At 67.1% G+C, this 21,128-nt stretch carries 16 protein-coding genes, 4 tRNA genes and 1 pseudogene; 4 read left to right on the forward strand and 17 right to left on the reverse strand.

Translation table 11 applies throughout. The annotated features are described in order from the left end of the window. The 3 genes from LW840_RS12930 to LW840_RS12940 form a co-directional block, all read left to right on the forward strand. Window positions 1–541 (forward strand): amidohydrolase family protein (locus tag LW840_RS12930; RefSeq protein WP_291277112.1); only part of this gene is annotated, 541 nt, incomplete at its 5' end. A gap of 33 nt (window positions 542–574) precedes the next feature. Beyond that, window positions 575–1,432, forward strand: coding sequence for a sterol desaturase family protein (locus LW840_RS12935; RefSeq protein ID WP_291266620.1), 858 nt, complete (start codon window positions 575–577; stop codon window positions 1,430–1,432). Between the two features lie 173 nt (window positions 1,433–1,605). Continuing rightward, complete coding sequence (locus tag LW840_RS12940; protein WP_291277113.1) at window positions 1,606–3,519, forward strand: serine/threonine-protein kinase; 1,914 nt, start codon at window positions 1,606–1,608, stop codon at window positions 3,517–3,519. Between the two features lie 64 nt (window positions 3,520–3,583). Here the strand turns inward: LW840_RS12940 and LW840_RS12945 are convergent, their stop codons facing one another. The 15 genes and pseudogenes from LW840_RS12945 to cysS form a co-directional block, all read right to left on the reverse strand. After that, the gene (locus tag LW840_RS12945) at window positions 3,584–3,961 is read right to left on the reverse strand and encodes a four helix bundle protein (protein ID WP_291277114.1); all 378 of its coding nucleotides are present in this window, start codon (window positions 3,959–3,961) and stop codon (window positions 3,584–3,586) included. A 247-nt stretch (window positions 3,962–4,208) separates the two neighbouring features. Beyond that, window positions 4,209–8,525 carry a DNA-directed RNA polymerase subunit beta' gene (rpoC, locus tag LW840_RS12950; protein ID WP_291277115.1) on the reverse strand — a complete coding sequence of 1,439 codons (4,317 nt, stop codon included), beginning with the start codon at window positions 8,523–8,525 and terminating at the stop codon, window positions 4,209–4,211. Between the two features lie 3 nt (window positions 8,526–8,528). Beyond that, window positions 8,529–13,096: pseudogene (gene rpoB / locus LW840_RS12960) on the reverse strand (DNA-directed RNA polymerase subunit beta). Between the two features lie 192 nt (window positions 13,097–13,288). Further along, a complete protein-coding gene (rplL, locus tag LW840_RS12965; protein WP_291263642.1) occupies window positions 13,289–13,675 on the reverse strand; it encodes a 50S ribosomal protein L7/L12 in 387 nt (128 codons plus the stop codon). Between the two features lie 69 nt (window positions 13,676–13,744). Then, window positions 13,745–14,248, reverse strand: coding sequence for a 50S ribosomal protein L10 (gene rplJ, locus LW840_RS12970; RefSeq protein WP_291263641.1), 504 nt, complete (start codon window positions 14,246–14,248; stop codon window positions 13,745–13,747). Between the two features lie 15 nt (window positions 14,249–14,263). Beyond that, the gene (rplA, locus tag LW840_RS12975) at window positions 14,264–14,953 is read right to left on the reverse strand and encodes a 50S ribosomal protein L1 (protein WP_291263640.1); all 690 of its coding nucleotides are present in this window, start codon (window positions 14,951–14,953) and stop codon (window positions 14,264–14,266) included. 4 nt (window positions 14,954–14,957) lie between these two features. Then, window positions 14,958–15,380, reverse strand: coding sequence for a 50S ribosomal protein L11 (gene rplK, locus LW840_RS12980; protein ID WP_291263639.1), 423 nt, complete (start codon window positions 15,378–15,380; stop codon window positions 14,958–14,960). A 98-nt stretch (window positions 15,381–15,478) separates the two neighbouring features. Further along, window positions 15,479–16,036 carry a transcription termination/antitermination protein NusG gene (nusG, locus tag LW840_RS12985; protein ID WP_291263638.1) on the reverse strand — a complete coding sequence of 186 codons (558 nt, stop codon included), beginning with the start codon at window positions 16,034–16,036 and terminating at the stop codon, window positions 15,479–15,481. 10 nt (window positions 16,037–16,046) lie between these two features. Beyond that, window positions 16,047–16,280, reverse strand: coding sequence for a preprotein translocase subunit SecE (secE, locus tag LW840_RS12990; protein WP_291263637.1), 234 nt, complete (start codon window positions 16,278–16,280; stop codon window positions 16,047–16,049). A 3-nt stretch (window positions 16,281–16,283) separates the two neighbouring features. Further along, a complete protein-coding gene (rpmG, locus tag LW840_RS12995) occupies window positions 16,284–16,436 on the reverse strand; it encodes a 50S ribosomal protein L33 (protein WP_291164129.1) in 153 nt (50 codons plus the stop codon). A gap of 324 nt (window positions 16,437–16,760) precedes the next feature. Continuing rightward, a tRNA-Thr gene (locus LW840_RS13000) sits at window positions 16,761–16,833 on the reverse strand. Window positions 16,834–16,854: 21 nt separating this feature from the next. After that, a tRNA-Gly gene (locus tag LW840_RS13005) sits at window positions 16,855–16,927 on the reverse strand. 42 nt (window positions 16,928–16,969) lie between these two features. Beyond that, window positions 16,970–17,052: transfer RNA gene (locus LW840_RS13010), tRNA-Tyr, on the reverse strand. A gap of 34 nt (window positions 17,053–17,086) precedes the next feature. Beyond that, window positions 17,087–17,159, reverse strand: a tRNA-Thr gene (locus LW840_RS13015). A gap of 84 nt (window positions 17,160–17,243) precedes the next feature. Continuing rightward, window positions 17,244–18,650 carry a cysteine--tRNA ligase gene (cysS, locus tag LW840_RS13020; RefSeq protein WP_291263380.1) on the reverse strand — a complete coding sequence of 469 codons (1,407 nt, stop codon included), beginning with the start codon at window positions 18,648–18,650 and terminating at the stop codon, window positions 17,244–17,246. A gap of 117 nt (window positions 18,651–18,767) precedes the next feature. On the opposite strand from cysS, the gene LW840_RS13025 reads away from it, so the two are divergent. Further along, window positions 18,768–19,388 carry a hypothetical protein gene (locus LW840_RS13025; protein ID WP_291277118.1) on the forward strand — a complete coding sequence of 207 codons (621 nt, stop codon included), beginning with the start codon at window positions 18,768–18,770 and terminating at the stop codon, window positions 19,386–19,388. Between the two features lie 90 nt (window positions 19,389–19,478). Here LW840_RS13025 and LW840_RS13030 read toward each other — a convergent pair whose 3' ends face one another. Then, complete coding sequence (locus LW840_RS13030; protein WP_291277119.1) at window positions 19,479–20,102, reverse strand: hypothetical protein; 624 nt, start codon at window positions 20,100–20,102, stop codon at window positions 19,479–19,481. A 158-nt stretch (window positions 20,103–20,260) separates the two neighbouring features. Then, window positions 20,261–21,127 (reverse strand): PspA/IM30 family protein, encoded by an 867-nt coding sequence (locus LW840_RS13035; protein ID WP_291263383.1) that lies wholly within the window; start codon window positions 21,125–21,127, stop codon window positions 20,261–20,263. Window position 21,128: the final 1 nt, after the last annotated feature.

A 21,128-nucleotide genomic window follows, 5' to 3' on the forward strand; every position in this document is an offset into this window, starting at 1 on the left:
CCTGGCTGACGTCCTGGCCGCCCGCCGCACGGCCGTCAGCCCCGAGGCAATCTCGGCGCTGATTCTCGAACTCGTTCGCCGCGGTGGCTGCAGTGCCATCTTCCACTCCTTCGACGAAGGCGACGTGGAGCGGCTGCTGGCTTCGCCGTACGGCATGATCGGGTCCGACGGGGCACTGGTGGCCTTCGGGGTCTCGAGTCCCCACCCACGCGCCTACGGGACCTACCCGCGAGTGCTGGGGCGCTACGTGCGGGAGCGGCGCGTGATCAGCCTCGAGGAAGCCGTGCGTCGCATGACCTCGGCGCCGGCCTCGATGCTCGGGCTGGCGGACCGCGGGCGCCTCCAACCGGGGGCGGTGGCGGATCTGGTGGTCTTCGACCCGGCCACCGTGGCCGACCGGGCCACCTTCGAAGCGCCCCACCAGTATCCAGTGGGGATTCCCCACGTGTTCGTCAGCGGCGTGGCCGTCGTGCGGAATGGGGAGGTGACCGGCGCGCGTCCCGGCGTGGTGCTGCGGGGACGCGGCCGGGCTGCGCCCTAGACAGCGCGGAGCGCCCGGGGAATGTTCCGGGGCATGGACGGACTCGTCGCCTACTTCACCACCATTCCCAGCAGCCACCGCTCACTGATCCTCGCGGGGGGCATTGCGTTCTTCTGGCTCTGGGAACTGGCGGCCCCGCTCGACCGGCGGCCCTACGCCAAGGGGGGTCACGCGCTGGTGAACGTCTTCTTCACCGGCACGACGATCATCGTCAACTTCGCGCTCGCGTTTCTGCTGCTGCGCACGTCGGCATGGGCGGACGCGGCCGGTGTGGGGCTGCTGCCGTGGCTCGCCGCCCTGCCACTCGCCATGCAGGCTCTCATCGGGCTCCTCGTCCTCGATCTCGTGGGGGCGTGGCTGCCGCACTTCGTCGAGCACAAGACGCCGCTGCTCTGGCGTCTCCATCTCGTCCACCACTCGGACCGCCACGTTGACACGACGACCGCCAACCGCCACCACCCCGGCGAGAGCGTCGTCCGCTTCGTGTTCACGCTGCTCGCCGTGGCCGTCACCGGCGCCCCCATGTGGCTCGTGTTCCTCTACCAGAGCCTGAGCGTGGTGCTCAGCCAGTTCAACCACGCGAACATCGCCCTCCCCGCGGCGCTCGACCGGGCCCTGTCGTGGGTCGTCGTCTCGCCCGACATGCACAAGGTTCACCACCACTACGTGCTGCCGCACACGGACGCCAACTACGGCAACGTCTTCGCGGTGTGGGACCGGCTCTTCGGCACGTTCATGACGATCGACCGGTCGCGCCTCGTCTACGGCATCGATACCCATTTTGACGAGCGCGAGCACACCACCGCCGGGGCCTTGCTCACGATGCCGCTGCGCAAAGGCACCCGGCGCCTCGTGGACATGCCCCCGCGCGTCTCTCGCGAAGCCCCGTAGCCGCGCACCGCTCGCGGCTCGGGGCATCGTGGCGGTGGGTTCCGGCCGCCCCCCCTGGTTTCCCGGCGCCCCACGGCACCATGACCACCCCGGCGGTGTCGTAACAGACGGGGCTGACGAGCGTAGACTGCAGGTGACCATGATGACGCCGCATCGATCGGGGAACGACCGCCGTGACTGATTTTCTGGAGCGCCTCCAGCGCGCCTTGGACCCCGGGTTTCACATCGACCGGGAACTCGGTGGCGCCGGCATGTCGCGGGTATTCGTGGCGACCGAACGGGCCCTCAACCGGACGGTGGTCGTGAAGGTGCTGCCGCCGGAGCTCGCGGCGGGCATGAATGTGGAACGCTTCCGCCGCGAGATCCAGCTGGCAGCGCAGTTGCAGCACCCGCATATCGTGCCGCTCATTGCCGCGGGCGATGACCACGGGTTGCTCTGGTTTTCCATGCCCTACATCGAGGGGGAGTCGCTTCGTGGCACCCTCACCCGTCACGGGCGGCTCTCGCCCCGCGACGTGGTGCGCATCCTGCACGATGTGGTCGACGCCCTCGCCTATGCCCATGGACGTGGCGTGGTGCACCGGGACATCAAGCCCGACAACATCCTCACGTCGGGTATGCACGCACTGGTCACCGATTTCGGGGTCGCCAAGGCGCTGAGCGCCTCGGTGCCGGTGCACAGCGGCACGAGCACCGGCATGGCGATCGGCACGCCGGCCTACATGGCGCCTGAGCAGCTGGCGGCGGACCCGGCCGCCGACCATCGCGTGGACCTGTACGCCGTGGGGCTGCTGGCCTACGAGCTGCTCACCGGCAAGAGCCCGTTCAGCGGGGCCTCACCACAGGCCACCTTGGCGGCCCAACTGACGGTCATGCCGGAGCCACCGCATCGTACGGTGAGCGACATCCCCGAGCCGCTGTCTGAGCTCATCATGCACTGTCTCGCCAAGGATGCGGCCAAGCGCCCCCAGACGGCGCAGGCGCTCCTCGCCACCCTCGAGGCGCTTCCGCCCATGTCGGGACATTCACTCGGCGTGCGCGGGCCCTCCAGTGTCTTTGCCGGGCCCCGACGTGCCCGCGCGCTTGGCGCGGCGGGCGCCGTGGCCGTGCTTGGCGCACTGCTCTGGGCCGTCGTGCCCGACCGCCCGCCTCCACGTGGCGTGGCGGACTCGCTGGAGGCACGTGACGCCGGTCCGGGTGGCCGCACCGGGACGCCCCTCACCGCACCGGCCGAGCCGACGGCCGGTGCGCAGACCGACTCCAGCGCGGCGCCTCGCCTCGCCGATGAAGCCCCCATGGAGGCGGTGACGCCGTTCGTGATCACACGGGCCGAATCGCTGGCGATTGCCGCGGCGGTAACCCGGCGCCAGCGCAGCGCGGAGACCCGCGGCGCGACGCCAACGGCACCGGCCGCCGACAGCACCCGGATCGATCGCACGCTGCTGCTCGCCGAGGTGGGTCGCATCTTCGCCGACTCCATGACCCGTGCGATCAGGGCGATGGAGGTCACGCTGGCCAACGCGCCGCGCTTCGTGCGGCCGGAGATGTCGCCGGCCGACGCGGGGAGTGGCGTACCGTCGTTGGCGTTCGACGCCCGCAGCGCCTCGCGGCCGAACATGCCCGTCGCGCCACTCATGGCGCCACCTGCCGACGGCCGCCTGCGCATCGTGGTGGCCGCCTTTACCAATGCCACGGGCAGGCGTGACGTGAGCGCGCTGGCACGGAGCGCGGCCAGCGAACTGCGCGAGGCCATCCCGGCGGATCGGTTCGAGGTGGTACCGGCTGACGTGACCGAACGGGCCACCCGCACGCTCCCCGACAAGATGTCGGTGGGCTGGGCGCTGCGCGCCGATTATGTCGTGAGCGGATGGGTCATCGCCCGCGGCGATTCGGTGGCGATGGTGACGATGCTGACCGATGTCCGCACGGGACGCTTCACGCGGGCGACCGAAGGCGTGACCACGGCCGAAGCCGGTACCGCGAAACCGGTGGATGCGGCGAAGAAGCAGATGAGTGCGTGGCTGGACACGGCCGCCACCCTCGCCGCCCGTCGGCGCGCGCCGGAGACGGTGAGGCGTGAGCACTGAGCGGGAGAATGGAGTGGCCCGAGGCTGAGAATCGAGCCGGGATCGCGGTGAGAGTTGAGAGAGCCTACGGGTGGTCCGGCTTGGCGAGCACGTGTTTGCGGAAGCCGAAGGTCATGCGACGGACTTCGATGACTTCGTCGATCAGGGGTTCGTCATGGGCCGCGATGATGTCGAGGGCGCGAGCGAGTCGAAGTTGCAGCTCGACCTCATTGCAGGAGCCGATGGCGGTGTTGCAGAGGGCGGCGACCTTGGCGGGCGACGGATGGCCGGTGCCTTCGGCGAGGTTGAGCGCAATCGAGTTCACGGCACGCAGCAGCTGATTGCGCATACCGGGCGACAACCGCGCCATGGCGTCCTGTGCCTGATCGGCCATGCGATGCACGTCGACCGAGAGAGCGAACGCGCGCTGCACGACCTTGAGCGAGAGTGGGTTGTGGGTCATCCGCCAGGATAGGCGCACGCGGCCAACGAGGTGTCACCCGAATCCCTCGCGTTGTATCACGCCAACGCACCCGCGTCGTCCCCCTCGACGCTCACCGCGAGCCCGCTCAATTCTCACCGCGATCCGGGCTCGACTCTCGGGCTCACCATCTCAACTCGCATTCTCACTTCTCGGATCTCACGTCTCATGGGGCAGGAACGACACAGGGGGCGGACCTTTCGGCCCGCCCCCTGTGTCATTCCTGCTCTCACTCGTCCGGCATGGTGAATGCCGACGGTTCGAAGCTCGGCAGCAGCGCATCGAAGTTGGGTTCGATCGCTTCCGGCAGCGGCTCCGGCTCGGGGAGGGCATCGCTCTCGACGTCCACTTCCTGGTAGCGGTACATGCCCGTACCGGCCGGGATGAGGTGACCGATGATGATGTTCTCCTTGAGCCCCAGCAGGTCATCGCGCGAGCCACGAATGGCCGCGTCGGTGAGGACGCGCGTGGTCTCCTGGAAGGAGGCCGCGGACACGAACGACTGCGTGGTGAGCGAGGCCTTCGTGATGCCAAGCAGCAGGGGCTCCGCCGTGGCCGGCGTGATCTTCCGCTTCTTGGCGTCCTCGTTCGTCTCCCGGAAGACCGCGCGATCGACATGCTCGCCCTCGAGCATCTCGGTGTCGCCCGAATCCACGATGCGCACCTTCTGCAGCATCTGCTTGACGATCACGCCGATGTGCTTGTCGTTGATCTTCACGCCCTGCAGGCGGTAGACCTCCTGGACTTCGTTCAGGAGGTACTCCTGCACCGCGCGCGGCCCCTTGATGCGCAGAATGTCGTGCGGGTTGACCGGGCCCTCGCTGATGCGGTCACCGGCGCGCACACGGTCGCCCTCGTGCACGCGCAGGTGCTTGCCGGACGGCACTTCGTACACCTGCTCCGCCTGGCTTTCGTCCACCTGCCACACGCCGCGGTCGATGACGGCCGGGCGCACGAACACCTCGCGCTTGCCGCGCTTGATCTCGCCGAACCGCACGAACCCGTCCACCTCGGAGATCGTCGCCGGGTCCTTCGGCCGGCGCGCCTCGAACAGCTCGGCCACGCGCGGCAGACCACCGGTGATGTCGCGGGTCTTGTATGCCTCGCGGCTGATCTTGGCCAGAATGGTGCCGGCCTTGATCTCCTCGCCATCCTCGATCGTGATCACGGCGCCCACGGGCAGGATGAAGTCGCGCACGCGCTTCTCCTTGCCGCCCTTGTTCTGCCAGATCTCGATGTGCGGGTGCAGCTTCTTCTCGCGGTCTTCGATCACGACGCGCTGACGGAGACCCGTGAGTTCGTCGAGTTCCTCGGCCAGCGATTCGTCTTCCACGAGGTCCACGAAGCGCACCGTTCCCTCGACATCCGCGATGATCGGATTCGAGTACGGGTCCCACGTGAACACCGTGTCTTCCTTCTTCACGGCCTGGCCGTCCTCGACCATGAGGTACGCGCCGAGCGGTACCTGGAGGCGCGCCTCGATGGCCGCGTTCTTGTCGGCCGACGCCTTGATGATGAGCTCGCCTTCGTACGACGTCACGACCTTCTGGCCGTCCGGGTTCACGACGGTCACGAGACGGTCGCCGAACTCGATGACACCGGCCTTCTTGGTCTTGCGCGCCGTCTGTTCGGCGATACGCGCGGCGGTGCCACCGACGTGGAAGGTCCGCAGCGTGAGCTGCGTGCCCGGCTCACCGATGGACTGCGCGGCGATGATGCCCACCGCCTCGCCCAGATCCACCATCTGCATGGTGGCCAGGTTTCGGCCGTAGCACATGCGGCAGAGGCCGCGCTTGGCTTCGCAGGTGAGCACGGAACGGATCTTCACCGTTTCGATGCCCGCGTCTTCGATGCCCTGCGCCGTTTCCTCCGAAATGAGCGAGCCCGCCTCGACCAGCAGACGCGGACGGCCGGCCTCATCGCGCTCCATCGGATCGTACACATCCTCGGCCGCCACGTTGCCGACGAGACGCTCGGCGAGCGGCTCGATCACGTCTTCGCCTTCCTTCAGCGCCGCCGTGTCGATGCCCAGGATGGTGCCGCAATCCTCTTCGGCAATCGTCATGTCCTGCGCGACGTCCACCAGACGACGCGTGAGGTACCCGGCGTCGGCCGTCTTGAGCGCCGTGTCCGCGAGCCCCTTGCGCGCCCCGTGCGTGGACGAGAAGTACTCGAGCACCGACAGCCCTTCACGGAAGTTCGACTTGATCGGATTTTCGATGATTTCGCCGATACCACCCGTGAGCTTCTTCTGCGGCTTCGCCATGAGGCCGCGCATACCGGCCAGCTGGCGGATCTGGTCGCGGCTACCGCGGGAGCCGGAGTCGAACATCATGAACACCGGATTGAAGCCGCCCTGCGACTCGCGCATGGTCTTCACCATGGCGTCGGCAATGTCGGTGTTCGCGTGCGTCCACGTGTCGATGACCTTGTTGTAGCGTTCACCGTTCGTGATGTTGCCCGTCGCGTAGGCGCGCTGGAAGCGCTCCACGCGCTCCGACGCCTCGGTGAGCAGGACCTGCTTCTCCTTGGGGATGTGCAGGTCTTCGATGCCGATGGAGACGCCGCCGCGCGTCGCGTTGCGGAAGCCGAACTCCTTGAGACGGTCGAGCATGGCCACCGTCTCCGCGAGCCCCGCCGAGCGGTAGCTCTCGAACACCAGTTCGCCGAGCGCCTTCTTCTTCATGTCCTTGTTCAGGAACGGCAGTGCCTTCGGGACGATGCCGTTGAACATGACACGTCCGGCGGTGGTGCCGATCCATTCCGAGCCCGACTCGGTTTCCAGGCGCCAGCGGATGGGCGTCTGGTAGTTGGCACGGCCGTTGGCGATCGCCATTTCCACTTCCGACGCGCTCGCGTAGGCCGGCAGCGTCTTCACGAAATTGGGATCTTCCTTCTTCTTGTCGAAATCGGCCGAGGGCGCCTTGGTGGCCACGTAGCAGCCCAGCACGATGTCCTGCGACGGCTCGGCCACCGGACGACCGTCCGACGGCTTGAGGATGTTGTTCGAGGAGAGCATGAGCACGCGCGCCTCGATCTGCGCCTCGAACGAGAGCGGCACGTGCACGGCCATCTGGTCACCGTCGAAGTCGGCGTTGAACGCCGTCGTCACGAGCGGGTGAATGCGAATGGCCTTGCCTTCCACCAGCACCGGCTCGAACGCCTGGATGCCCAGACGGTGGAGCGTGGGCGCGCGGTTGAGCAGCACGGGGTGGTCCTTGATGATGCCTTCCAGCACCTCGTACACCATCGCGTTCTCGCGCTCCACGATCTTCTTGGCGCGCTTCACCGTCTCCGCTTCGCCACTCTCCACCAGCTTGTGGATGATGAACGGCTTGAAGAGCTCGAGCGCCATGGCCTTCGGCAGGCCGCACTGGTGCAGCTTGAGCTCCGGCCCCACGACGATGACCGAACGGCCCGAGTAGTCCACGCGCTTGCCGAGCAGGTTCTGACGGAACCGGCCCTGCTTGCCCTTGAGCATGTCGGAGAGCGACTTGAGCGGGCGCTTGCCGCGGCCACGGATGGCCTTCGAGCGGCGCCCGTTGTCGAACAGGGCGTCGACGGCTTCCTGCAGCATGCGCTTCTCGTTGCGCAGAATGACTTCCGGCGCGCGGTGCGAGATGAGCTTCTGCAGGCGGTTGTTGCGATTGATGACGCGGCGGTACAGGTCGTTCAGGTCCGACGTCGCGAAGCGGCCGCCATCGAGCGGCACGAGCGGACGGAGGTCGGGCGGGATGACCGGGATGACGTCGAGGATCATCCACTCCGGACGATTGCGGATTTCGCCGCCCTCGCCCGACGTGCGGAAGGCATCGACGATCTTGAGACGCTTGAGCATCTGCTTCTTGCGATGCTGGCTCGTCTCGCCCACCACGGAGCCCCGCAGCTCCTCGGCCGTCTTGTCGACGTCGAGGCGCTTGAGCAGTTCCCGCACGGCCGGCGCGCCGATATCGCACTGGAATACCGTGTCGCCCTCGGCCTTGGCCTTCTGGCGCAGCGTGAGGTACTCGTCCTCGTCGAGCAGCTGGCGCTCACGCACCTCCTGATTGCCCGGCTCGATGACGATGTAGTTGCTGTAGTAGATCACCTTCTCGAGGTCACGCAGCGTGACGTCGAGCAGGTTGCCCATGGGGCTCGGCAGGGTCTTGAAGAACCAGATGTGCGCAACCGGCACGGCCAGTTCGATGTGGCCCATGCGCTCGCGCCGCACCTTGCTGAGCGTGACTTCCACGCCGCAGCGGTCGCAGATCACGCCGCGGTAGCGGATGCGCTTGTACTTGCCGCAATGGCATTCCCAGTCCTTCACGGGACCGAAGATGCGCTCGCAGAACAGGCCGTCCTTCTCGGGCTTGAAGGAGCGGTAGTTGATGGTTTCGGGCTTGGTGACTTCGCCCCACGACCACCAGGTGCGCAAGCCGGCCATCTCCAGCCGCTCGCGCTCCTTGGGGTCCTTCGGGCCGCGGATCTCTTCCGGAGAAGCGATGCGGACCGACATGTAGTCGAACGCCGACGCGCGGGCCTCGCGCGAGCTGCGGAAATCGATCATGCGTTACTCCTCCCCGCCGTTACTGTTGCCGCCGGCATCGATCAGCTCCACGCCGGTGCCATCGCTGGCCCCGAGCGTCACCTTGATGCCAAGCGCCTGGAGTTCCTTCACGAGCACGTTGAACGACTCCGGGATGCCCGGTTCGGGCAGGTTCTGCCCCTTCACGATCGCCTCGTAGACCCGGCTGCGGCCGTTCACGTCGTCGGACTTGACCGTGAGGATTTCCTGCAGCGTGTGCGCCGCGCCGTACGCCTCCAGCGCCCACACTTCCATTTCGCCGAAACGCTGACCACCGAACTGCGCCTTGCCCGCGAGCGGCTGCTGCGTGACGAGGGAGTACGGTCCGATGGAGCGGGCATGAATCTTGTCGTCCACGAGGTGCGACAGCTTCAGCATGTAGATCTCCCCCACCGTGACCGGCGAGGTGAAGAACTCCCCGGTGCGTCCGTCGCGCAGCTTGGCCTTGCCCGTGGGCGTGAGGCCGGCCAGACGGATGAGCTCCGCCGCGGCCGCGTCCACATCGCTGTCTCCGGCCAGCAGCGCCGCCAGCGCGGGCTGCCCGATGCGGCGCAGCGTGTCGGCCGGCGACAGCGCGGCCTCGGCCTCCAGGCTGGCAATGGCCGCCGCGGCCGACGCCGCCGTGGCATCGCCCGGCAGCTCGTCACCGGCCCGGTGCACGGCGATCGCCGCCTGCACCGCCGCCGTTTCGCGCTCCGCCAGCGTGCGCGCCGCCGCCGTCACGAAGCCCTTCACCTTGCTGAACAGCGCCTTCGTCTCGGGGCTCATCCCCTTGGCGTTGAGGTCGTTCAGGTTGGCGTCGGCCAGCAGCTCCACCTTGTCCGGCAGACGGCGGTCCGGCTTGATGTCGGCCAGCAGCGCCTTCACTTCGGCCGGCGTGGCGTCGCTCGCCGCCGCGCCCAGCACCAGCGTTTCACGCGCCCACCGCAGCCCGGCCAGCTTCAGCAGCAGGCCGATTTCGCGCTCGTTCGCGCCTTCGAACACCGGCGTCTTCGCGTAGAAGTTGAGCAGCTTCGCGGCCCACCCCAGTGGGTCTCCAGGATCTGCCCCACGTTCATGCGCGACGGCACGCCCAGCGGGTTGAGCACGATGTCCACCGGACGACCGTTCGGCAGGAACGGCATGTCTTCCTCGGGGACGATGCGGGCCACGATACCCTTGTTGCCGTGACGGCCAGCCATCTTGTCACCCACCGAGATCTTGCGCTTCTCGGCCAGGTAGACCTTCACCAGCTGGATCACGCCCGGCGGCAGTTCGTCGGGCTGCAGGATGCGGTCGATGCGCTCCTCCGCCCGCTCCTCGATGCGGCTCTTCTCCTCGTTCGCGGCGTCGATGATCTCGCGCACGCGCTCGTTGGCCGCCTTCTTCTCCACCCGGAACGTCTTGAGGTCGAGCGTCGCGAAGCGGAGGCCGGCCAGCATCTCCGCGGTGAGCACGGTCCCGGCCGGGATCGCCTCTTCCACGGTGCCCGCCTTCAGCGCCAGCTGGATCGTTTCGCCCGTCAGGAGCGTGGCCAACTCGGCGTCGCGCACCTCGTTGACGCGGATCTTCTCCTCGCCCTCGAGGCGGCGCACTTCACCGATGCGCTCACCGCGGTCCTTCTCCACCACCTGATCTTCGACACGCGAGAAGATCTTGACGTCGATCACGGTGCCTTCCATGCCGGGCGGCACCTTGAGCGAGCTGTCCTTCACGTCCTTCGCCTTCTCACCGAAGATGGCCGTGAGCAGCTTCTCTTCCGGCGACAGCTCGGTCTCGCCCTTCGGCGTGATCTTGCCGACGAGGATGTCGCCGGGCTTCACCTGCGCGCCGATCCGCACGATGCCGCGCTCGTCGAGGTCGACCAGCGACTCCTCGGCGACGTTCGGAATTTCGCGCGTGATCTCTTCCTGCCCGCGCTTCGTGTCGCGCACGTGCAGTTCGAGCTCCTGGATATGGATCGACGAGAACACGTCGAACTTGACCAGGCGCTCGGAGAGCACGATGGCGTCTTCGAAGTTGTGGCCGTACCAGGGCATGAAGGCCACGGTGACGTTGCGGCCGAGCGCCAGCTGCCCCATTTCGGTGGCGGCGCCATCGGCGAGCACCTCGCCCTTCGCGACCTGCTGCCCCATCGTGACCAGCGGGCGCTGGTTGATGGCGGTGTCCTGGTTGGTACGCCAGTACTTCTTGAGCTTGTAGCGATCGAGCTGGCCCAGCCGCGCCAGCGGCCGGTCGGTGTCGACGGCGCCGGCGATGAGCCCCGCGTCGACGATGATCTCATCGGCGGTGACGCTCGTGACGATGCCCGCCCGGCGCGCGATGATCACCGCGCCCGAGTCCACCGCCACCGTGGCCTCGAGCCCCGTGCCCACCAGCGGCGTGGCCGGATTGAGCAGCGGGACGGCCTGGCGCTGCATGTTCGAGCCCATGAGCGCGCGGTTGGCGTCGTCGTGCTCGAGGAACGGGATGAGCGCCGCGGCAATGGACACCAGCTGCTCCGGCGCCACGTCCATGTAGTCGATGTCCGTGGGCGGCACGAGCGGCAGGTCGCCGCGCTTGCGCGACAGCACCAGCCCGTCGACGAAGGTGCCGTCGGGATTGAGCTTCGAGTTGGCCTGCGCGATGATCGCGTCTTCCTCGCGGTTCGCGTCGAGCCACACGATCTCGCCCGTCACGCGCCCATCCTTCACGATGCGGTACGGGGTCTCGATGAAGCCGAGATCGTTCACGCGGGCGAAGCAGGCGAGCGACGTGATGAGGCCGATGTTCGGGCCTTCCGGCGTCTCGATGGGGCACATGCGCCCGTACTGCGAATAGTGCACGTCACGGACTTCGAAGCCGGCGCGCTCGCGCGTGAGGCCGCCCGGTCCGAGCGCCGACAGACGCCGCTTGTGCGTCAGTTCGGCGAGCGGGTTGGTCTGGTCCATGAACTGCGACAGCTGCGACGACCCGAAGAACGCCTGGATGACCGCCGACACCGTGCGGGCGTTGACGAGGTCATCGAGCGAGATCTTCTCGGGGTCGGTGTTGATCGACATGCGCTCCTTGACCAGGCGCGCCATGCGCGAGAGGCCCACGGAGAACTGGTTCGCGATCAGCTCACCCACCGAGCGGATGCGGCGGTTGCCCAGCTGGTCGATGTCGTCCACATCACCGCGGCCCTCGTGCAGCTCGACGAGCTGGCGCATGATCTCCACGAAGTCGTCCTTGGTGAGGACCGTGGTGCTCATGGGCGTGTTCAGGCGCAGGCGCTGGTTGATCTTGTAGCGGCCCACGCGCCCGAGGTCGTAGCGCTTGGGCGAGAAGAACAGGCGCTCGAGCGCCTGCTTGGCCGTTTCGCGGTTGGGCGCGTCACCCGGGCGGAGCAGCGCGTAGATCTGCTTGAGCGCCTCCTCCTCGTGCTTGGTCGGATCCTTCGCCAGCGTGTTCTTGATGAGCGTCGACTCGGCGCGACCGGAGGCGACGAACACGAACACCTTCACGATGTCCGCCTTGCGGATCTTCTTGATGACGGCGTCGGTGAGGGCCGTGTCCTTGTCGGCCACGACCTCGCCGGTGTCGGCGTCGATCACGTCGCGGGCCAGGGTGCGGCGCACGTCGCGCTCGCCCCGGTCGATCGCGTCCTGTTCGTCGCGCAGGTCGATCTGGGTGTACGAGGCGAACACCTTGATCTTCTTCACGCCCTGACGCACGAGCCGATTGAGCACCTCTTCGGTGAGCTCATCGCCTTCGCGCACGAGCAGCGCCGCCTCGTTGCGCTCACGTTCGGCCTTGGCCTTCTTGGTCTTCGGCTTCGGCGCATCCTCGGCCGTGACCTCGCCCTCGAGCGTGATGTCCTCGGCAATGATGGCACCGAGCACCTCACGAATGTCGTTGCGCGTTTCGCGCTTCTTGGTGAGGTCGAGCTCGCGCTCGGCGAAGAAGAGCCGCAGGATGTCGCGGTTCTCCCCGTAGCCGAAGGCCCGGAGCAACGCCGTGGCGGGGAACTTCTTCTTCTTGTCGATGTGGACGTAGATCACGTCGTGGATGTCCACGGTGAACTCGACCCACGAACCGCGGAACGGAATGATCCGCGACGACAGCAGCCGCTGGCCGTTGGGGTGCGTGCTCTCCTCGAACACCACGCCCGGCGAGCGATGGAGCTGCGAGACGATGACGCGCTCCGCGCCATTGATGACGAAGGTGCCGAGCTCGGTGAGGAGCGGCAGTTCGCCAAGATAGACTTCCTTTTCGATGATGTTCCGGGGACGCTTGCCGTCGCCGGTATCCTCGAAAATGACGAGCTGGAGGGTGGCCTTGAGTGGGGCCGAGTACGTCATGTCGCGCTCAATGCATTCGGCGACCGTGTACTTGGGCTCACCCAGCGAGTACCGCACGAATTCCAGCGAGAAGTTCTCGTGGACATCCGTGATCGGGAACAGGTCCTTGAAGACGCGCTCGAGGCCGACGTCCTCGCGCTCCTGCTGCGCGGCATCCAGTTGCAGCAGCGACTCGAAGGCGCGCGTCTGGATGTCCAGCAGGTGGGGCATGTCCATGCCCGTCTCGAGCTTCGCGAACGAGATCTGGTTCATCATATCCTTAAGGGGCTCACCCTCTGGCGGGGCACGCGATCCCGGGGAGGCCGGTCGGCCGCCCGGGGGCGCAAAGCGCTCCGTCCCCGACGGCTCCGGTCACTTTTTCGTGACCGGAGCCCCCGGGGCGGAGCGTTACAACGGCGGAACTACAGGGTGTCGACGTAAACCGGTGGCTGGAGGGCCGACGGATTACTTGACTTCGACGCCAGCGCCTTCGGCCTCGAGCTTGGCCTTGATCTGCGCGGCTTCGTCCTTCGACACATTCTCCTTCAGCGTCTTGGGCGCACCGTCGACCAGGTCCTTCGCTTCCTTCAGGCCCAGGCCGGTGAGCTCGCGCACCACCTTGATGACCTGGATCTTCTTCGCGCCGGCTTCCTTGAGGATGACGGTGAACTCGGTCTGCTCTTCTGCCGCCGGAGCCGCCGCCGCCGCGCCGCCGCCGCCGCCCGCCGCCACCGCGGCGATGGTGACGTTGAACTTCGTCTTGAACGCTTCGATGAGTTCGGAGAGCTCGATGACGCTCATCGCGCCGATCGCGTCGAGAATCTCGTCCTTGCTCAGGGTCGTGTTAGCCATGGTAAAACGTTCTCCGTGAATGTCCCCCAGGGGTCCTGGGGCGTGTAATCAGGCGTACGCCTGGGGAACTCAGTTGGAGCCTTCGAGCTGCGCCTTACGGGCGTCGAGGGCGAGGGCGAACATCATCGGGATGCTGTTGAGGTAGCCGGCGAAGATCGAGAGCGCCTCCTCGCGGTTCGGCAGCGAGGCCAGCTTCTTGACCATCGCCTCGTCGACCGCGTTGCCCTCGTAGATGCCACCCTTCACGGCGGGCTTCTGGTCGTTCTCCTTCGCAAAGTCGGAGAGAACCTTGGCTGCCGTGATGGCATCCTTTGCCACCACCACCCCCGTCGGGCCCTTCAGGCGCTGCGCCACCAGTCCGCTTTCGTTCACGGCCCGGAGCGCCAGCGTGTTCTTGATCACGACGTAATCCACCCCGGCCTTGCGCAGCCGGCGACGGAGTTCCGTCATGCGCTTCACGTTCAGCCCCGTGAAGTCGGTGTAGTAGAGCGCCTGCGCGCCTTCCATCGACGCCTTCAGGCTGTCCACCAGGATCTGCTTCTCGGCCTTCTTGGCCTTCGGCTTGGCTTTCATGGTCGCGTCTCCCTCTTACCGGAACGGCGTGGTGTCGACGGTGACGCCAGGACCCATGGAGCTCGAGATCGCGACGTTGCGGATGTACACACCCTTCGCCGCCGCCGGCTTGGCGCGCACGATGGTGTCCAGCAGCGCGGAGAAGTTGGACTCGAGCTGCTCAGGGGTGAACGACACCTTGCCGATCGGGGCGTGCACGTTCCCCCCCTTGTCGACGCGGAACTCGATCTTGCCACCCTTCGACTCGCGCACCGCCTTCGCCACGTCGAACGTGACCGTGCCGGCCTTCGGATTCGGCATCAGGCCACGCGGCCCGAGCACGCGACCCAGCTGGCCCAGCTGGCCCATCTGGTCAGGCGTCGCGATCAGGACGTCGAAGTCGAGCCAGCCGTCCTTGATCTTCTGCAGAAACTCGGTGCCCACGTAGTCGGCCCCCGCGTCCTGCGCTTCCTGCACCTTGGCCCCGGCGGCAATGACGAGCACGCGCATCGTCTTGCCCGTACCGGCCGGCAACACGACGGTGCCACGCACCACCTGATCGGCGTGACGCGGATCGACGCCGAGACGGATCGCCACTTCGACGGTCTCGTCGAACTTGGCGAACGCCATGTCCTTCACCAGCGCGATCGCCTGCTTCGAATCGTACGCCTTGGCCTGATCGCGACGCTCACTCGCGGCGCGGAACTTCTTGCCATGCATCTTCATGCGCTCAATCCTTCACCGTGATGCCCATGGACCGCGCCGCCCCGGCGATCATCGCCACGGCGCTCTCCATGCTCTCACAGTTCAGGTCGGGCATCTTCGTGGTCGCAATCTTCTCGAGCTGCGCCCGCGTGATCGTGCCCACCTTGACCTTGTTCGGCTGACCCGAGCCCTTGTCCACGCCGAGCTCCTTCTTGATGAGCTCCGCCGCCGGCGGAGTCTTCAGAATGAAGGTGAACGACTTGTCCGCGTAGATCGTGACCTCGACGGGGATGATCATGTCCCCGCCCTGCGTGCGAGCGTTGAACTCCTTGCAGAACCCCATGATGTTGATACCCTGGGGACCGAGGGCCGTACCTACCGGGGGCGCCGGGTTCGCTTTGCCTGCAGGAATCTGCAGCTTGACGAATCCAGTGACCTTCTTGGCCATGCGACTTCCTCATCGCGAGTTCCGCCGCGGGACCATCCCGCAACGGTCTAGCTGCCACGTTGTTTGGCGCCGAGTGGTGGCGGCGTCCTGCCGGAAGCTCAGTACCCGCGCAACTGCAGGTAATCCAGCTCCACGCTCGTCGGCCGACCGAACAGGCTCACCGACACCCGCACCTTGCCCTTGTCCGGCAGGATTTCCTCGACCGTCCCGTTGAAGTCCGCGAACGGCCCCTCCGTGATGGCCACCGCCTGCCCCACGAGGAACGGAATCTCCTCGCGCACCGGGCTCTCGTCGGCCGGATCCGCCTGCCCCAGCAGCCGACGCACTTCGTCGTCGCGCAACGGCATGGGATCGCGATCCTTGCCCACGAACTTGATGACGCCCTGGATGGCGTTGATCTCGTGCAGCGTATCCTGCGACGCCACCATCTCCACGAGCACGTACCCCGGGAAGATCTTCCGCTCCACCGCCACCTTCTTGCCGTTCTTGATTTCCACGACTTCCTGCGTCGGCACGAGCGCCTGACGAATCAGGCGATCCTCGGGCTGCGCCGGATCCATGTCGATCTTGCGCTGGATCAGGCGCTGCACCTTGTTCTCGTGGCCGGACGTCGTCTGAATGGCGTACCAGCGGTGCTCGAGCATCGACACGGACATGGGCATCACGTCAGCGACCGAACAGCATGGACGGCAGGCGCACGAGCGCAAACTGCAGCGCCACGTCCACCAAACCGATGAGCGCTCCGAGAATCAGCACGAAAACGATGATCTGGACGGTGGCCGACTGCAGCTGCGGGCGGTCCGGCCACGTCACCTTCTTCATCTCGGCGATCACGTCATGATAGAACGTGACCAGCCGCGTGCCGAGTCCCGGACGGGAAACCTCGACGGGTGCCGTCATGGCTTACTTGGTTTCCTTGTGGAGCTGATGCTTGTTGCAGCGCGGGCAGTACTTCTTCCACTCCACGCGTTCCGGATGAAGACGCTTGTTCTTCATCGTGAAGTAGTTGCGGTTCTTACACTCGGTGCACCCGAGGATGATCTTCTCGCGCGGCATATCCCGGCTCCGTCACAGCTCTTCGAAAATTCCCGATAGTTCGGACCCACCTCCGGCTTTCACCGAAGTGGGGTGAGCCTTGCAACGTAGTAGCGCAAGACGCCCCCCGCAAGTCACGCGCCCAAGCTCTCCACACCACTGGCCCCGACTCCGCAAGTGCCCGTGGATTCGCGCCTTACCAGCCCGTCCGCACCCCCAAACGGGGCCCGAACTGCCGGTCAAGTGCCAGCCGGGCGCACCCCGCACCCGCGCACCACGCTGCCCCCAAACGCCACCGCCCCCCTCGTGCGCGGCACGAGGGGGGCGGTGACGTGGTCCAACGAGAGCTCACGACCGGGATCGAACCGGTGACCTCATCCTTACCAAGGATGTGCTCTGCCGACTGAGCTACGTGAGCGTCCTGCACCGGCAACCACAGAGCGGGAGACGGGGCTCGAACCCGCGACATCAAGCTTGGAAGGCTTGCGCTCTACCAGCTGAGCTACTCCCGCGTGCACACACTGCTACCCGCCACTGCGCCGGCGGTCCTGCCATGGTGGGGGAAGGATTCGAACCTTCGAAGGCTTGCGCCGTCAGATTTACAGTCTGATCTCGTTGGCCACTTGAGTACCCCACCCAAGTTCCGCCGGCCGCCGCGCGAGTGCCGCGAAAGCTGACGAGGGGGCTCGAACCCCTGACCTGCTGATTACAAATCAGCTGCTCTACCAACTGAGCTACGTCAGCAGAAAGGACCCGAACTCCCGGAGACCCCAATGCTAATGGGGCACGGTGCCGCGCGGTAGCTCCCCTGCCCCACTCGCCACAACCTCAGCCGCGTCGCCAGCGTGTCCCGCCCGGCCCGTCCTCAATGAGGATGCCCCGCGCCGTGAGCTCGGCGCGCACCTGGTCGGCAGCGGCAAAATCACGGCGCTCCCGGGCCGCGCGCCGGGCGGCAAGGCGCTCCTCCACCCACGCCGCCAGCTCGCTCTCCGTATCCTGCTCCGGGACAAGATCGAGGACCGAATCCATGAGACGGAACGCCGCCCGTGCCCGTTCCAGCGCCGCCCCGTCGGTGCCCCCGGCATCGAGCTCCCGGTTGGCCTCGGTGATGAAGGTGAACAGCGCCGCCATGGCCTCGGGGGCGTTGAGGTCGTCGAACAGGGCGTCGAGAAACGCCTTCTCCGCCCGCGTGGCCGCCGCGGCGAGCGCCGGCGTGGCGCCGGTCGCCTCGGCCAGACGCCTGGCAAAGGCCCCAATGCGGTTCACCGCCGCCCGCGACTGCTCGAGCGAGTCCTCGCCCAGATTGAGCTGCTTGCGGTAGTGTGCGCTGAACACGAAGTGCCGGTAGGCGGTGCCGCTGATCCCCTGCTCCCGCAACTCCACCACGTTGGCCACGTTGCCGACCCGCTTGGCCATCTTGGCGCCATCGGTGAGCAGGAACTCCCCGTGGCACCAGCAGCGCGCGAACGGCTTGCCGGTGGCCGCCTCGCTCTGCGCGATTTCGTCCTCGTGATGCGGGAAGATGAGGTCGATCCCCCCGGCGTGGAGATCGAATGTCTCGCCGAGGTACTTCATGGCCATCGCCGAGCACTCGAGGTGCCAGCCGGGACGGCCGCGCCCCCAGGGCGAGTCCCAGGCGGCCCCGGTGGCCTCATCCTCGGGCTTGGCCGCCTTCCAGAGCGCGAAGTCCTGGGCGTTTTCCTTGGCGTATTCGTCCTGCGCCACCCGTGCGCCGCTCTTCACCTCGCGCTTGTCAAGCTGCGAAAGCTTCCCGTAATCGGGGAACTGGTCGATGGCGAAATACACCGACCCGTCGTCGGCCACGTAGGCCACGCCGTTGGCCACCAACCGCTCGACCAGCGCGATCATTTCCGGGAGGTGCTCCGTGGCCTTGGGATACCGCTCGGCATCCTCGATCCGCAGGTATCGGCGGTCGGTGTGGAAGAGCTCGGTATAGGGTTCAGTGACCTCGAGAATGTGCTGGCCATTCGCCTGCGCCTTGCGGATGATCTTGTCATCCACGTCGGTGAGGTTCATGACCTGCTCCACGTGCCAGCCGGCCAACCGGAACACCCGCCGCAGCAGGTCTTCGAAGAGAAACGTGCGAAAATTGCCGAGGTGGGCCGCGTTGTAGACCGTGGGTCCGCACGTGTACATGCGCACCGTCTGTCCATCGGCGGGCGCGAACGGCTCGACGCGGCGCGTGAGCGTGTTGTACAGGCGGAACTCGGGCATTGGCGCAGGTGGCGGAGGCAGGAACCTTGAAACGCGCGGGATCTCCACGCAAAGTAACGCGTTGAATGTAGGGGGCCTGTCACCCCCTCGGCTCCCCACCCTCGTCCGGTACCGACCATGCGTGCAGCGTCGTCCTCGTCACCGCGTTCATTCCGCGTCCGCTACGCCGCCGTCCTCGCGGCCCTGATCGCCGTGGGCGTTTCGGCGCGCAGCAGCCGGGCCGCCCAGGTCCTGGTCGTGCAGCCCCCCTCCCAGCCGGCGGTACCCGCCGCACCGGCCACCGACTCGTCGGCCGGGCAGACTTCCGCCCCGGACAGCGCCGCGGCCGACGCGCTGGTGGTGTCGGATTCACTGGCGCCCGCGATGACCGATGCCAGTCAGCCCGTAGCCCTGAAGGCCGCGGCTCCGGCGCCAGCCGCGCCCGCCGCCTGGCCGGTGGACCCCGTGACGGGGCAGACGCTCATCAACGGGCGCCCGGTCGTGGGCCGCGTCTTCATCATGAAGAAGACCGACGGCACGGTGAAGTATCCCAACGTGGCGGACGTGATCGCGCACGAAGCGCTCGCGCCGCTGCCGCCCGTGGTGGGCTCCAGCTACACGCCGGCTCCCATCACCAACCAGCGCCGCATGCGTGGCATCATGATTCAGAGCACGCTGTGGGACATCGACGCCAAGCGCAGCGCCGTGCGCCACCGCTACTACCCGGCCAGCACCCCGGCCAATCAGCTGGGGCAGTAAGGCCAGCCGGCCGCACCACACGCCACTCGACCGGCGCGCCCGGGGCTGCGGCCTCGGGCGCGTTGCCGTGATGCGGCCTCCACTGATCCATCATTCCCACCGTGGCAGGTCGAACAGGCGCCCGTGGTGCAGCCGCATCACCCGGCTCCCCTCCCCGGGCAAGCGGTACCCGTGCGGCGTTGGTTCATGCAGGGCCCCGCGAGGCCGTTCAACGGCAGGATCGTCGCCGTGTGGTACGTGCCAGGGCACCAGCACCAGGGCGTCTCCGGCCGCGCGTGCGCGCTGCGCCCACTCCCGCCACTGCTGACGCGTACCGTCGACTTCGGGTTGCCGCCGTGTGGCGCGCAGCAGGTACACAACGGGGCGGCCCGGCGATGCCGCCGCCTCCCGCGGCGCACTGCGCCATCCCTCCTGCACCGCCTGCATCGTGTCGAGACTGATGCGGCAGCGCCGAATGCGCACGCCCGCGCCGACATGACGTTCACCCGTGAGGTGCGCGCCCGCGGCCAGTGCGCCGTGTCCCCGCAGCGCCGCCAGCAGCACGGTGGCGCTGGACGGGTCGCGATGGTGCACCACGATGCAGTCGCCCTGCCGCACGCTGACGTGCACCCGATCGAGTAGCCGCACGCTGGCGCGGCACCGCGGGGGAAGCCCCGCCTGCCATTCGGCGGAGGCGTTGACCAACGACAGCAACGGGCGCGATGAAGAGCTCATGCGTCACGATGCACCATGCACGCGCGGGCTGTGTCATCGGAATCGTGCACACCGGACCGTGGCGACGCAGCGCCACCCACGGGTACCATGGCACCGCGGCGTCCCCGTGCCTACGGAGACGCCGCGGTGCCACCCGGTGACACGATCACCCGACCGATTCAGCGTCCCGGGTTCGTCTGTCCGAGCCGCTCGATTTCGGCGATCAGATCGGCCTCGGCGGTCCTCGCGTCGGATGCCGCCGCGGGAGATGTGGAGGCAGGGAGCTGCGCCGGCGGCGCGGCCGGCGCGGCCGCTTCCGTGGGCCCCGCCCCAAGCTGACGCGACGGTGCCGGGGCACCGGCGCTCAGCATGCCCATGCGCTGCTTCAGCGCCGACAGCTGCAAGTCGGCCGACACGCCGCCGGACGCGCGCTCGAGCTGCTTGAACTCGCCGGCGAGGCGATCACCGCTGAACTCCTCGTCGATTTCCTGCGCGGCCTGCAGCTGACGCTCGTTGGCCGTGATCTTCTCCTCCATGCGCGCAAACGCTTCGAACGCGGAGTTCTCCGACAGCCCCGACATCGTTTGCGAGATGCGCGCCTGGGCCTCGGCACGCCGCTGGCGCGCGAGCAGCAGGTTCTTCTTGCGCTTCGCTTCCTCGATCTTGTCGTTGAGATCGCGCAGCGACTGCTTGAGCTTCTCGGTCTCCTGCTTGTGCGCCTCCCAGGTGGCCGCCAGCTGCTGCCCGTGCTCCAGGTGCTCCTGACCGCGCATGAGCGCCTGCTTGGCCAGGTCGTCGCGCCCTTCCTGCACCGCGAGCATGGCGCGCTTCTCCCAGTCGTCGGCCAACTTGAACTCGGCTTCCGCCTGATCCTTGAGGCGCTTCTCGTCGGCGATGGCGGCGGCGACCTGCTGCTTGGCCTTCGCCAACTGATTGCGCATGTCGACGATGATCTGGTTCAGCATCTTCTCGGGGTTTTCCGCCGAGGAGATGAGGTCGTTCAGGTTCGACTTGATCAGCGTCGAAAGACGATCGAAGATACCCATG

The sequence above is a fragment of the Gemmatimonas sp. genome, assembly GCF_021298855.1.
Taxonomy (GTDB): domain Bacteria; phylum Gemmatimonadota; class Gemmatimonadetes; order Gemmatimonadales; family Gemmatimonadaceae; genus Gemmatimonas.

Coding starts and splice junctions, on each gene's coding strand:
- LW840_RS12935 (WP_291266620.1), top strand. CDS start 575: ATGGACGGACTCGTCGCCTACTTCACCACCATTCCCAGCAGCCACCGC.
- LW840_RS12945 (WP_291277114.1), bottom strand. CDS start 3,961: ATGACCCACAACCCACTCTCGCTCAAGGTCGTGCAGCGCGCGTTCGCT.
- rpoC (WP_291277115.1), bottom strand. CDS start 8,525: ATGATCGATTTCCGCAGCTCGCGCGAGGCCCGCGCGTCGGCGTTCGAC.
- rplL (WP_291263642.1), bottom strand. CDS start 13,675: ATGGCTAACACGACCCTGAGCAAGGACGAGATTCTCGACGCGATCGGC.
- rplJ (WP_291263641.1), bottom strand. CDS start 14,248: ATGAAAGCCAAGCCGAAGGCCAAGAAGGCCGAGAAGCAGATCCTGGTG.
- rplA (WP_291263640.1), bottom strand. CDS start 14,953: ATGAAGATGCATGGCAAGAAGTTCCGCGCCGCGAGTGAGCGTCGCGAT.
- rplK (WP_291263639.1), bottom strand. CDS start 15,380: ATGGCCAAGAAGGTCACTGGATTCGTCAAGCTGCAGATTCCTGCAGGC.
- nusG (WP_291263638.1), bottom strand. CDS start 16,036: ATGTCCGTGTCGATGCTCGAGCACCGCTGGTACGCCATTCAGACGACG.
- secE (WP_291263637.1), bottom strand. CDS start 16,280: ATGACGGCACCCGTCGAGGTTTCCCGTCCGGGACTCGGCACGCGGCTG.
- rpmG (WP_291164129.1), bottom strand. CDS start 16,436: ATGCCGCGCGAGAAGATCATCCTCGGGTGCACCGAGTGTAAGAACCGC.
- cysS (WP_291263380.1), bottom strand. CDS start 18,650: ATGCCCGAGTTCCGCCTGTACAACACGCTCACGCGCCGCGTCGAGCCG.
- LW840_RS13025 (WP_291277118.1), top strand. CDS start 18,768: ATGCGTGCAGCGTCGTCCTCGTCACCGCGTTCATTCCGCGTCCGCTAC.
- LW840_RS13030 (WP_291277119.1), bottom strand. CDS start 20,102: ATGAGCTCTTCATCGCGCCCGTTGCTGTCGTTGGTCAACGCCTCCGCC.
- LW840_RS13035 (WP_291263383.1), bottom strand. CDS start 21,127: ATGGGTATCTTCGATCGTCTTTCGACGCTGATCAAGTCGAACCTGAAC.